This is a genomic window from Mannheimia kashgarensis (assembly GCF_041807705.1).
Lineage (GTDB): Bacteria > Pseudomonadota > Gammaproteobacteria > Enterobacterales > Pasteurellaceae > Mannheimia.
This window is the reverse complement of sequence record NZ_JBGTYY010000024.1, coordinates 1-12502: the sequence shown is the minus strand read 5'-3', so window position 1 is coordinate 12502 and position 12502 is coordinate 1. Positions and strand designations below refer to the sequence as shown.

General features: G+C 40.3%; 15 protein-coding genes and 1 pseudogene. 14 read left to right on the top strand and 2 right to left on the bottom strand.

What is annotated here, in order from left to right; all coding sequences use genetic code 11:
• Window positions 1–37: 37 nt before the first annotated feature.
• From crr to spoT, 8 genes are all read left to right on the top strand, one after another.
• Window positions 38–538 carry a PTS glucose transporter subunit IIA gene (gene crr, locus ACERCF_RS09525; protein WP_373611225.1) on the top strand — a complete coding sequence of 167 codons (501 nt, stop codon included), beginning with the start codon at window positions 38–40 and terminating at the stop codon, window positions 536–538.
• Between the two features lie 212 nt (window positions 539–750).
• Window positions 751–2178, top strand: a complete 1428-nt coding sequence (miaB, locus tag ACERCF_RS09520) for a tRNA (N6-isopentenyl adenosine(37)-C2)-methylthiotransferase MiaB (RefSeq protein WP_373625437.1) — start codon at window positions 751–753, stop codon at window positions 2176–2178.
• A gap of 178 nt (window positions 2179–2356) precedes the next feature.
• Window positions 2357–3280 (top strand): aminoimidazole riboside kinase, encoded by a 924-nt coding sequence (locus ACERCF_RS09515; RefSeq protein WP_373611223.1) that lies wholly within the window; start codon window positions 2357–2359, stop codon window positions 3278–3280.
• Window positions 3281–3381: 101 nt separating this feature from the next.
• Window positions 3382–4812 (top strand): glycoside hydrolase family 32 protein, encoded by a 1431-nt coding sequence (locus tag ACERCF_RS09510; protein ID WP_373625436.1) that lies wholly within the window; start codon window positions 3382–3384, stop codon window positions 4810–4812.
• A gap of 45 nt (window positions 4813–4857) precedes the next feature.
• Window positions 4858–5871, top strand: coding sequence for a LacI family DNA-binding transcriptional regulator (locus ACERCF_RS09505; RefSeq protein ID WP_373625435.1), 1014 nt, complete (start codon window positions 4858–4860; stop codon window positions 5869–5871).
• A 9-nt stretch (window positions 5872–5880) separates the two neighbouring features.
• Complete coding sequence (locus ACERCF_RS09500; RefSeq protein WP_373625434.1) at window positions 5881–6378, top strand: thioredoxin family protein; 498 nt, start codon at window positions 5881–5883, stop codon at window positions 6376–6378.
• 177 nt (window positions 6379–6555) lie between these two features.
• A complete protein-coding gene (gene rpoZ / locus ACERCF_RS09495) occupies window positions 6556–6837 on the top strand; it encodes a DNA-directed RNA polymerase subunit omega (protein WP_025216583.1) in 282 nt (93 codons plus the stop codon).
• 106 nt (window positions 6838–6943) lie between these two features.
• On the top strand, window positions 6944–9058 hold the full coding sequence (spoT, locus tag ACERCF_RS09490) for a bifunctional GTP diphosphokinase/guanosine-3',5'-bis pyrophosphate 3'-pyrophosphohydrolase (RefSeq protein ID WP_373625433.1): 2115 nt from the start codon (window positions 6944–6946) through the stop codon (window positions 9056–9058).
• Window positions 9059–9129: 71 nt separating this feature from the next.
• Here spoT and hemH read toward each other — a convergent pair whose 3' ends face one another.
• A complete protein-coding gene (hemH, locus tag ACERCF_RS09485) occupies window positions 9130–10089 on the bottom strand; it encodes a ferrochelatase (RefSeq protein ID WP_373625432.1) in 960 nt (319 codons plus the stop codon).
• A gap of 251 nt (window positions 10090–10340) precedes the next feature.
• On the opposite strand from hemH, the gene rpmH reads away from it, so the two are divergent.
• Genes rpmH through yidD form a run of 3 tightly spaced genes read left to right on the top strand, consistent with a single transcriptional unit; the run spans window position 10341 to window position 11172 of the window.
• On the top strand, window positions 10341–10475 hold the full coding sequence (rpmH, locus tag ACERCF_RS09480; RefSeq protein WP_005599701.1) for a 50S ribosomal protein L34: 135 nt from the start codon (window positions 10341–10343) through the stop codon (window positions 10473–10475).
• 35 nt (window positions 10476–10510) lie between these two features.
• The gene (gene rnpA, locus ACERCF_RS09475; protein WP_373611216.1) at window positions 10511–10897 is read left to right on the top strand and encodes a ribonuclease P protein component; all 387 of its coding nucleotides are present in this window, start codon (window positions 10511–10513) and stop codon (window positions 10895–10897) included.
• Window positions 10834–11172: a membrane protein insertion efficiency factor YidD gene (gene yidD, locus ACERCF_RS09470; protein WP_373611215.1), complete on the top strand. Its 339-nt coding sequence runs from the start codon at window positions 10834–10836 to the stop codon at window positions 11170–11172. The genes rnpA and yidD overlap by 64 nt, the downstream gene beginning before the upstream one ends.
• A 66-nt stretch (window positions 11173–11238) precedes the next feature.
• On the opposite strand, the gene erpA is transcribed toward yidD, so the two are convergent.
• Window positions 11239–11580 carry an iron-sulfur cluster insertion protein ErpA gene (erpA, locus tag ACERCF_RS09465; protein WP_373625431.1) on the bottom strand — a complete coding sequence of 114 codons (342 nt, stop codon included), beginning with the start codon at window positions 11578–11580 and terminating at the stop codon, window positions 11239–11241.
• Between the two features lie 179 nt (window positions 11581–11759).
• Here erpA and ACERCF_RS09460 point away from each other — a divergent pair, with 179 nt between their 5' ends.
• The 3 genes and pseudogenes from ACERCF_RS09460 to ACERCF_RS09450 form a co-directional block, all read left to right on the top strand.
• Window positions 11760–12176, top strand: a complete 417-nt coding sequence (locus ACERCF_RS09460) for a Wzz/FepE/Etk N-terminal domain-containing protein (protein ID WP_373625430.1) — start codon at window positions 11760–11762, stop codon at window positions 12174–12176.
• Window positions 12177–12180: 4 nt separating this feature from the next.
• The gene (locus ACERCF_RS09455; RefSeq protein ID WP_373625429.1) at window positions 12181–12402 is read left to right on the top strand and encodes a hypothetical protein; all 222 of its coding nucleotides are present in this window, start codon (window positions 12181–12183) and stop codon (window positions 12400–12402) included.
• A gap of 34 nt (window positions 12403–12436) precedes the next feature.
• Window positions 12437–12502, top strand: a pseudogene (locus ACERCF_RS09450) (IS1595 family transposase); the annotation flags it as partial.

Sequence of the window (12502 nt, the reverse complement as noted above, 5' to 3'; positions counted from 1 at the left end):
GTACGGGAATTCTGTAATATCTGAGGGAGATTTTAAGATGGGTTTATTTGATAAATTATTCGGCTCAAAACAAAAAGAGAGCCAAGAGATCAAAATCTATTCGCCATTAACAGGCGAGATTGTAAACATCGAAGATGTACCAGATGTTGTTTTTTCTGAGAAGATTGTAGGCGATGGCGTTGCAATTCGTCCAACTGGCGATACGATCGTTTCACCGGTAAATGGTACAATCGGTAAGATTTTTGAAACCAACCACGCATTCTCTATTGAGTCTGAAGATGGCGTAGAATTATTCGTTCACTTCGGTATTGATACCGTTGAATTAAAAGGCGAAGGTTTCTCTCGTATTGCAACAGAAGGTCAAACGGTGAAAGTGGGTGACCCGATCATCAAATTTGATTTAGCCTTACTTGAAGGGAAAGCAAAATCTGTTTTAACACCGATCGTGATTTCAAATATGGATGAAATCAGCAATTTATCTAAATTAAGCGGTCAAGTTGTTGCAGGCGAAAGCATTGTTTTAACCTTAACAAAATAATTCTAAAATGATAAATAGAGCCACGATATAAAAAATCGTGGCTTTTTTATTTGCTGAATATCAGATTTATGCAGATTATTTCTAGATAAAAAATAGGCGACAGGGTAAAATATGCCACAAATTTTGCGTAAAGGGTTTATTTTGAGTACAAAAACAATAAATTGCTTTACGCTTTTCTTTTCTAACTAATTGATATATTTATATTTTTGACTATGGCTAAATTACATATTACCACTTGGGGCTGCCAAATGAACGAGTACGACTCGTCCAAAATGGCAGATTTGCTCAATTCTACACACGGTTTTGAACTCACTGAAAACCCGGAAGATGCAGATGTTTTACTGCTAAATACTTGTTCTATTCGTGAAAAAGCACAAGAAAAAGTATTCTCACAACTTGGCCGTTGGAAAAACTGGAAAAAAGATAAACCAAATCTAATCATTGGCGTGGGCGGTTGTGTTGCTTCACAAGAAGGTGAACATATTCGTGATCGTGCCCCTTATGTGGATATTGTATTCGGGCCGCAAACGCTTCATCGTTTACCTGAAATGATTAACCAAATCCGTGGCGGAAAAAGCTCGATTGTGGACGTTTCTTTCCCAGAAATCGAAAAATTTGACCGCTTGCCAGAGCCGAAAGCTGAAGGCCCAACGGCGTTTGTATCCATTATGGAAGGCTGTAATAAGTATTGCTCGTTCTGTGTTGTGCCTTACACACGAGGCGAAGAAGTTTCACGCCCGGTTGATGATGTCTTATTTGAAATTGCACAACTTGCCGCACAAGGCGTGCGTGAAGTCAATTTACTTGGGCAAAACGTAAATGCGTATCGTGGTGAAACCTTTGATGGTGGCATTTGTACCTTTGCAGAATTACTACGTTTAGTTGCTGCAATTGACGGTATTGACCGCCTGCGTTACACCACTAGCCACCCGATTGAATTTACCGATGATATTATCGAAGTTTACCGTGATACGCCTGAATTAGTGAGCTTCTTACACTTACCAATTCAAAGCGGTTCAGACCGAGTGCTAACAATGATGAAACGTAACCACACCGCATTAGAGTATAAAGCGATTATTCGTAAATTGCGTGAAGTTCGTCCTGACATTCTCATCAGCTCAGACTTTATTGTGGGCTTCCCGGGTGAAACTGCCGAAGACTTTGAGCAAACAATGAAAGTGATTGAGCAAGTAAACTTTGATATGAGCTTTAGCTTTATTTACTCAGCTCGTCCGGGTACACCGGCGGCAGATTTGCCTGATAACGTATCAGAAGAAGAGAAAAAAGAGCGTTTAGCCCGTTTACAACAGCGTATTAACCAACAAGCCCAGCAGTTCAGCCGTATGATGCTTGGCACAGAGCAACGTATCTTGGTTGAAGGCCCATCTAAGAAAGATTTAATGGAGCTGACAGGCCGTACTGAAACTAACCGTGTGGTGAATTTTGTTGGTACACCGGATATGATCGGCAAGTTCGTTGATGTGAAAATTACCGATGTTTACACCAACTCCCTGCGTGGCGAGGTAATTCGCACAGAAGAAGAGATGGGATTACGCGTGGTGGAATCCGCCGAAAGCGTTATTGCTCGCACTCGTAAAGAAGATGAGTTAGGTGTTGGCAAATACGTTGTGAATCTGTAAAAAAATGACATTTTATGACCGCTTGTAGCTATAATACAAGCGGTCATTTTTTTAGATTTTTTTGCAATTTAACGTATCTCAAAATGCAAAAAGTAAGTGAAATTGAGCCACTTACAATTTATAATAATTTTAGCTAAATCGTTTTAGTTATGATTACATAAAATAGAAAGAGAACATTATGAGCAAGATTTGGGTAACAGGCGACGCTGTTGTAGATTTAATTCCAGACGGCGAAAATCACTATTTAAAATGTGCAGGCGGAGCTCCCGCAAATGTGGCGGTAGGCGTTTCTCGCTTAGGCGTTGAGGCAGGATTTATCGGGCGTGTAGGCAACGATCCACTCGGTCAATTTATGCGTGATGTGCTAAAAGCAGAAAATGTTTCTGTTGAGAATATGATTTTAGATGACAACCAGCGCACATCAACCGTTGTAGTGGGCTTAGATAACGGTGAACGTAGCTTTACCTTTATGGTTAATCCAAGTGCCGATCAATTCTTAGAAGTTGGCGATTTACCTGAATTTAATAAAGGCGATTTCTTACATTGTTGCTCAATCGCCCTAATTAATGACCCATCACGTTCTACCACCATTGAAGCCATCCTCCGTGTAAAACAAGCAGGAGGCTATGTTTCGTTCGATCCGAACCTACGTGAATCCCTCTGGAAAAGCCTTGATGAAATGAAATCGGTGGTAAATTCAGTGGTTTCAATGGCGGATATTCTCAAATTCTCAGAAGAAGAGCTAACGCTATTAACGAATACTGAAACGTTAGAACAAGCCACCCAAGCTATTACGGAACAATATCCTGAAAAATTAATCATCATTACCCTAGGCAAAGACGGAGCAATTTACCACCTCAACGGTAAGAGCCAAATTGTAGCAGGCAAAGCATTAAAACCTGTAGATACCACAGGGGCAGGCGATGCCTTTGTGAGTGGGCTATTAGCAGGTTTAGCTAATACGCCAAATTGGCAAGATGAAACTGCGTTAGTTGAAGTGATCCGCAAAGCCAACGCCTCTGGTGCATTAGCGACTACTGCAAAAGGGGCAATGTCTGCATTGCCGAACAAAGCGGAGTTAGAAGCGTTTTTGGCGGAATAGTTTAATGATGGCGCAAGCGTCCACGCTTGTGCCTAATTTTTATCACGGTACAAGCGTGGACGCTTGCACCATCGTAATTCTGAAATTATAGGAACAACCCTATGCACATTTTTAACAACGGCAAATACAAAAGCCTGCACGCTCAAAGCGAGGACGAATTAGATACCATTCGTCAAACTGTCCTTTCTGATCTTGATTTCTACCCAACTTACCATCTCGCCCCTGAAACAGGCTTATTTAATGACCCAAATGGCTTACTTTTTGATGGTAAAAACTATCATATTTTTGCCCAATGGTTTCCTTACGGGGCATTGCACGGAATGAAGCATTGGCAGCATTTTATGACCGAAGATTTTCAAACCTTTCAGAAAGGAGAGTTGTTAATTCCCGATGAACTATTTGAATCGCACGGCTGCTATTCAGGTGGAGCGATTTTATGGCAAGGCAAAATTGTGGCTTTCTATACGGGCAACACTCGCCGTCCTTCTGATAACGCTCGTGTGCCGCATCAAAATATTGCGATTTTTGATACTTCAGGCAAATTGCTCGAAAAACGTTGCATTATCGACCAAGCCCCAGCAGGTTACACCGAACACGTTCGTGATCCGAAACCTTATATTACCGCTGAAGGCAAGATCCGCTTTGTGCTTGGGGCACAGCGTGAAAATTTAACTGGCACAGCGTTAATTTATGAAATGAATGATTTAAATGATACACCTCGCTTAATTTCCGAGTTGGCTGTGAACGATTTTGATAACAGCAACGTATTTATGTGGGAATGTCCGGACTTATTTAGACTTGGCGGTAAAGATCTCTTTGTTTGGTCGCCACAGGGTAAACTGCGTGAAAGCCATCAATTCCAAAATAACTATCACGCTACTTATGCGGTGGGGCAGCTAAACGGTAATTCGTTCAATACAGAGCATATTGAGGAATTAGATTACGGCTTTGATTTCTATGCTCCGCAAACGGTAGAAAATTCAGATCGCATTATGTTTGGCTGGGTGGGCTTGCCTGATCTTACTTACCCGACTGATAAATACCAATGGCATTCAATGCTGACAATGCCCCGCAAACTTTCCCTACGAAACGGCAAAGTAGTGCAACAACCGATTGTGAATTTAGACGAACTACAAGCGGTCGAAATTTCAGAAAATTTTGCAATCGATAATTTAGATACCGCTTATTTGCAAATTTCTGTAGAAAATCAACCGCTTGTATTAGATTTCTTCAGCAATGATAAAGGGCAAACGCTCACAATGCGTTTTGAAAACGGCGTGTTTAGTTTAGACCGCAGCCAAAGTGAGCAAACTGAGTTGATGGAAAAATTTGGCACAGTTCGCCATTGTCAAATTGAAAAACTAGATACACTAGATATCTTCTTCGACCGCTCGGTGGTGGAAATTTTCCTCAACGGTGGCGAAAAGGTGCTAACCTCTCGTTTCTTTATCGCAAATCGTGAAAATAGCGTGAAAAGTTCCCGACCTCTGCAAGCGAGAGTAGCAAAAGTAATACCAATTAGCGTAGAATAAAGCAAGACGGGCGGGAAAGCCCTGAAATGATAAAAAGGAGAGAGTGTGAAGAAACGCTTAACGCTAAGCGATATTGCAGAACTCAGTGGTGTGTCTAAAACCACCGCAAGTATGATTTTAAACGGGCGAGGTAATGATTTTAGGATTAAGCCTGAAACTTGCCAAAAAGTAAAAGAAATCGCCCAAAAACACGGCTATCGAGCCAATGTTTATGCAAAATCCTTACAAGCTCAACGCACCAATGTGATTGGTTTAGTCATTCCTGATCTTACCAACTACGGCTTTGCATTAACTGCTAAAACGCTAGAAAAGTTATGCCGTGAGAATGGGCTACAACTTGTGATTGCCTGCTCTGATGACAGCTTTGACGGCGAGAAAAAAGCAATCGAGCGTTTGTTGGACAGACAAGTCGATTTACTCATCACTGCTCCTACTTACTACGAGCCTAGCTACTATAAAAGTATTACCCAATACACGCCTGTCTTACAGCTCGACCGCTATATTTTGGGGCTAGATGTGCCATCGATTACCAGTAATGACACTGAAACGATCAGTATGTTGGTGGAAAATATGGTGAGAGCCTATCAGCCAATAGAATTTTTCTATTTAGGCGGTCAGCTTTCGCTCTCGCCGAGCCAAAATCGTCTAAAAGGCTTTCGTGAGGGCTTGGAACAATCGCATTTAGATTTTGATGAAAATTGGGTGTTACACCAAGATTATCAGCCTGAATCGGGCTACCAAATGTTTTCGCAAGTGGTGGAAAAGTTAGGGCGACTGCCTGAAGCAGTCTTTACTGCTTCCTTTACCCTGCTTGAAGGGGTAATGCGTTATTTAACCGAGCATCGACAAATGGATAAACTCTTAACCCAAGAGCTGCATTTAGCCACCTTTGACGATCATCATTTATTGAATGCGTTGCCGTTTCATATTCACTCAATCAAGCAAGATCACCAACAGATCGCAGAACAAACATTCACGTTAATTCAGCAAAAATTAGCCCAAAAGAGAGTGGAAAGTGTGAAAGTGGATTGCGAAATTTTATGGCGAAAATCGATTTAAGAGGAAGTTATGGCACATTTTTATGAATATCTTGAGTTTAGTAACGATGAAGATCGTGAAAATCAGCTAGAGGTTTATGTTGAGGTAACACTAGAGCCAGAAACGGAAGACAAGCTGAAAGCACTTAGTGTACAAGGCGATTGGCTGGTAATGGCAGAACCCCATTGTCCTGATTGCGTGGAAATTGTGGCGTATTTTCAACGTATGGCAAAACTCAATCCAAACATCAAAGTAGAGTATATTGCTTGTAAAGAAGTCCAACAAGCAACGCAATTTAAGCACGATGAACAGCTACAAGCGGTTGTTTCTGAACCAAAAATTCCTACTATTTTTGATGTGAGTGGTAATAAGGCTGAAATCGTCTTATCAGAATTTCCGCAGTTTCTAAAAGACAAAATTGACGCTAAACCAGAGAAAGTTGATGAGTTTATCGCTAATTTCCGAATGGGGAAATTTGGGAAAGAGGTTGAGCAAGAATTATTGGCGGTTTTAACCAAAGTTAAATAATCCCCTAAATTCCCCTTACCATAATTGCAGTTGATAGGTTAGGCATTTATGCCCAACAGTTTTTTCTTTAACGAAAGTTAAATAATTCCCCTCGCCATAATTGCAGAACCTGCCTAATTTCTGTATAATCTGCAATCTTTTTATGAATAAAAATGAATATATCTTTGGAGTAAATTTATGGCTCGTGTAACCGTACAAGAGGCAGCGGAGAAAATTGGCAACCGTTTTGATTTAATCTTAATTGCCGCACGTCGTGCAAGACAATTACAACTTCACACGCGTGAGCCACTTGTGCCTGAAGAAAATGATAAACCAACCGTTATTGCATTGCGTGAAATTGAAGAGGGGTTAATTACCACTGATATTATGGATCAGTTAGAAAACCACGAGTCTATTAAACAAGAAGCGGCAGAGCAAGAAGCGATTTCGTTTTTAACTGAAATGAGCAACGAAGCGTAATTTTATTTTTCGTCAAGAGAGAATGGGCAATTGGGTCTGCAAGCGGTAGGATTTTCCTAAAAATTTGCAAATTCGTTGTCCATTTTTATTTCTGTTGAGGTATAACGTGTATCTTTTTGAACCTTTAGATCGAATTATTCAAGGCTATTTGCCGAGTGAACAAATCGAACGTGTTAAACGTGCCTATGTGATTGCACGCGATGCTCACGAGGGGCAAACACGCTCAAGTGGAGAGCCTTACATCACACACCCTGTTGCGGTAGCTTCTATCATTGCTGAGATGAAATTAGATCACGAAGCTGTGATTGCCGCCCTCTTGCACGATGTGATTGAAGATACACCTTACACCGAAGAAGAACTTGCGGCTGAATTTGGGCAGAGCGTTGCTGATATTGTGCAGGGTGTTTCTAAGCTCGATAAGTTAAAATTCCGCACTCGCCAAGAAGCGGAAGTAGCTAATTTCCGCAAAATGATTTTGGCGATGACGAAAGATATTCGTGTTGTTTTGATAAAACTCGCCGACCGTACTCACAATATGCGAACCTTAGGTTCACTTCGCCCCGACAAACGCCGCCGTATTGCAAAAGAAACATTGGAAATTTATAGTCCGTTAGCCCATCGTTTAGGTATTGAGCATATTAAAAACGAGCTAGAAGATCTCGGCTTTGAGGCAATGCACCCACAGCGTTATCGTGTATTAAAAATGGCAATTGCGAGTGCCAGAGGTCATCGTAAAGAGCTTATTCAACGCATTGCAGATGATATTAAAGGGCGTTTAGAGGATGTAAAAATTGAAGCTCGAGTTTATGGGCGTGAAAAGCATCTCTATTCGATTTATCAAAAAATGCGTCAGAAAGATCAGCATTTTCATTCCATTTTAGATATTTACGCTTTCCGTGTGGTAGTAGGAAATGTGGATAATTGCTACCGCGTATTGGGGCAGATGCACGCATTGTATAAACCTCGCCCGAAGCGTGTGAAAGATTACATTGCAGTACCGAAGCCAAATGGCTATCAATCATTACATACTTCAATGATTGGTCCGCACGGTGTACCGGTTGAGGTACAAATTCGTACCGAAGATATGGATAAAATGGCAGATATGGGAGTTACCGCTCATTGGCGTTATAAAGAGGGCGAAAATCCACACAACACCACAGTTCAATTGAAAGCACAGCAATGGTTACAAAGTATCGTCGAATTGCAAAACAGTGCTGGCAACACAGCGGAATTTATTGAAAATGTAAAATCGGATCTGTTCTCTGATGATATTTTTGTTTTTACGCCAAAAGGGCGTATTGTGGAATTGCCTGCGAATGCTACGGCGATTGATTTTGCTTATGCCGTTCACTCAGGAATTGGCGATCGCTGCGTGGGGGCGATTGTAGATCGTAATCCATATCCACTTACCGAGCCACTACGAACAGGGCAAACGGTGGAAATTATTACTGAGCAGGGCAAACGACCGAAAGTCTCTTGGCTGAATTTTGTAGTAACGGGTAAAGCACGAGCGAAAATTCGTCAGTTCCTCAAAAATCAAGAACACGATGAAGCCATTGAATTAGGCAAGCGACAATTAATTCGTGTGATGAATTTGAATTCGATTGATGAACTTAAACCAGACGTTATTCAGCCTGTATTAGATGAGCTACGCTTAGCGACTTTTGACGATTTATTAGCTGAAATTGGGCTGGGTAACCAGATGAGCAGCGTGATCGCTCAACGCTTATCAGGCGAAACATTGCAAATTGATACTGATGGCAACCCAGAAAATAACCAACCGATAAAAATTGAAGGGGTGGAAAATCATCTCATCAGTTTCGCAAAATGCTGTTTACCGATACCGGGCGATGACATTATTGCTCACGTTAGTTCAGGCAAAGGCTTGGTTATTCACAATACTTGTTGTGCAAATGTAAAAGATTATGCTCTTGATCAAAGCCATTATCTACCTGTAATGTGGGAAGTGGCTAAAGAAAAAGCCATCAAGTTTGAAACGGAAATTGTGCTAGATATTATGAATGAGCCGGGTGTGTTAGCTGCTATTACTTCTACCTTTGCGAAGATGGACAGCAACATCGGCAGCATTCATAGCGAAGCAAGAGAGGGCAATGTTTATAAAGTGATATTCCAGATCTCGGTTATTGATAAAGCTCACTTTGAGGCGATTTTACGCAAATTATCTAGCATTAATGGTGTGGTAAAAGTGGCTCGCAAATAGGTAATAAGCTAAGTAACAAGCGGTGGAATTCTGTAAATTTTTTGCAAAATTCGACCGCTTGTATTTTATGCTTACATCTTCGCTTCAATCAATTTCACTAAGGCTTTAATGTGATCGCCGTTTGCATTCAATGCAGGAATGTAACGATAAGATTCTCCGCCTGCGTGTTCAAAATTCTCACGGTTTTCTTCCGCAATTTCTTCCAATGTTTCTAAACAGTCTGCCGAGAAGCCCGGACACACAACTGCCACTTTTTTCACGCCTTTTTGTGGGAAGCCTTCAAGAGTTTCATCGGTGTAAGGCTGTAACCACTCTTCATCGCCAAAACGTGATTGGAAAGAAACAAGCCATCTATGCTTTGGTAAGCCTAATTTTTCTGCCACTAATTCAGCGGTTTCATAACAATGTCTTGAGTAAAAATCTCCCTCGTCTTCATAGCGTTTTGGAATACCGTGGAAAGAGAAAAGTAATAGCTCATCTTGTTCAACTTGAATAGAATTCACTAACGCTTGAATATAAAGCGGATCGTTGTGATAGCTATGAATAAAATCGAACGGCACAATTTTACGCTGTGCTTTTAAACCGTTTGCGAAAGCGTCAAACACCGACGCAGTGGTGGTGCTGCTATACTGTGGATAAAGCGGTAGCACGATAATTCGCTCAACGCCTTGTTTAATCAGATTATCTGTTGCACTTTCAATGCTTGGATTACCGTAAGACATTCCCAATTCCACCACCACATTTTTACCTTTGGCATCAAAATAGCGTTGAACAGAACGTTGCTGCTCACGAGAAATCACTAATAATGGTGAACCTTCTTCACTCCATACCGATTGGTATAATTTAGCCACCTTTGGCGAGCGTTTTGGCAATACGATAAAGTTTAAAATTGCCTGCCATTTCACTTTGGGTAAGTCGATAACACGAGGATCGCTTAAAAATTGTTTCAAATAACGTTTAACGGCTGGGGCAGAGGGTTCATCTGGTGTGCCTAAGTTGGCTAATAAAATACCGATTTTTTGCTGATTCATAGTATATTTTCCAAAATTATAGATTATAGATAAATGAGTATGCAACGATTATGCCATAAAGTAATATAAATTTCTGCGATTATTACAAGCGGTGGTATTTTTCAAAAACTTTGCAAACAATCTGATTTGTACTTAGATTGATTCTTGCTTTTTGTTTTGTTTGCCTGTAGAATTGCAACTCTTTTTTATGGTCCTTGTTTGGCAGAAACATTTTTGTATGCCAACTTTTTAAATATTTAGGTAGATAAGCAATGAAACGTACATTTCAACCATCAGTATTAAAACGTGCTCGTACACACGGTTTCCGTGCTCGTATGGCTACTAAAAACGGTCGTCAAGTATTAGCACGTCGTCGTGCTAAAGGTCGTAAATCTTTATCTGCATAATTGCAGAGTAAGCCAAAACACCTTTCTAATTAAGTGTGAAGAAGCTAAATTTTTCTCGGGAGCTGCGTTTGTTAGCTCCCGTTCAATTTAAAGCGGTGTTTGAAGAACCACTTCGAGCCAGCACCCCTCAAATGACCCTTCTTGCGAGAGAGAATACAGTAGATAATCCTCGTCTCGGTTTAACCGTTGCTAAAAAACATCTTAAACGAGCTCACGATCGTAATCGTATTAAACGTATTGTGAGAGAAAGTTTTCGCCTAAAACAGCACGAATTACCCAATTTTGATTTTGTATTTGTGGCAAAAGGTGGCATTGGTAAATTAGACAACGCAACGTTTCTCGACACTCTGGAAAAATTATGGGCAAGACATATCCGCCTGAGCAAAAAGCCAGCTCAAAGCAATCATCAGAGCAACCAATAAGTGAGCCAAAACGCGTCAGTTTATTGGCAAGATTATTCCTGCTTCCCATCTATTTCTACCGCTATGCCATCAGCCCGTTGATTGGTCCTCGCTGCCGATTTTACCCAACCTGCTCAACCTATGCCGTTGAAGCGATTAAAATTCACGGTGCAGTCAAAGGCGGATATCTCGCCTTTAAACGAATTTTACGCTGTAATCCAATGAGTGAGGGCGGGGAAGACCCTGTTCCGCCACGTGAAAGGAAATGTTGTAAATGTGAGAGAAATGAAAAATAGCCTAAACTAAAAAGTTAGGCTATTTTGCTTGATACAAGCGGTTATCTTTTAGGTAAATTTTACCAATTAAATACTAAAGGAAGAACCGCAGCCACAAGTTGCACTCGCATTTGGATTAGTAACTACAAAGCGAGAACCATCTAAGCCTTCGGTATAATCTACCGTACCGCCGATTAAATATTGCAAGCTCATCGGATCAACCACCAAGCCTACATTTTGGTTCTCAATAGTGAGATCGCCCTCATTTACCTGATCATCAAAGGTAAACCCATACTGAAACCCACTACAGCCCCCACCCGTAATATAAACACGCAAGCGAAGATTTGGGTTATCTTCGCCTTCAATTAAGGTTTTCACTTTACGAGCTGCTGCATCAGTAAAGATTAAAGGAATTTGGATATCGTTCATTTTGTTTTAGATCAAGGTTCTGAATGATTGGGTATTATCTAATAATTACATTGCAAGTGCAATCTCAAAAAAATAGTAATATTTTATAGATAGATAGATAGATAGATAGATAGATAGATAGATAGTAGATAGATATGGTGTATAATCCGCGCAAAAATTTTACGAATTCAGAGGACGTTATGGCAGATTTACCAAAAACAGTTGAACAACATTCAGATGAGATCGATTTAACTGAGATTATCCGTGTTTTATGGGACAAGAAAATTTGGATTATTTTAACTACTTTTGTTACTACCTTACTAGCGGGTATTTATGCTTTTACGGCAAAAGAGCAATGGACTTCTAAGGCTACTGTGATTGCTCCGACATTAACTGATCTAGGCGATTACTTAGATATACGCCGTGAATATAGCCGAATTTTGCGTACTGAAGCTGTTGACCCAGCTAAATTGGCTGCTGGATTATTTGGTAATTTTAAACTCTTAGCTAAATCTTCCGATGCTAAAAATGAATTTTTTCAGCAATCTGAGCTATATAGTAAGCTCATTAAAGATAAAACTGAAGAAGCTCAAAGAGCTATATTATTTAACAAATGAAGCGATGAAGTTTGTAATACCTGATCCTAAAAAAGAGCCTAATAAAATTGGTGATACTTTTTCATTATATGCGGAAGAACCATATGATGCACAAATGACATTAGGCAAATTTATTGCCTTTATTAGTGAAAAAGCGTTTAAGCTACAATTACAAGAATTTTTAGTAGACTTTCAAAATTTATTAGTAACGCTTAAATATGAAAAATTAAGGGGCTGTCCTAGATAACGACTAAAACTTCCATTTAGGTTAAGATAACCCTATGAGAAAAAGTCGTCTAAGTCAGTACAAACAACATAAACTCATAGAGCTGTTTGTAGCAGGCGTA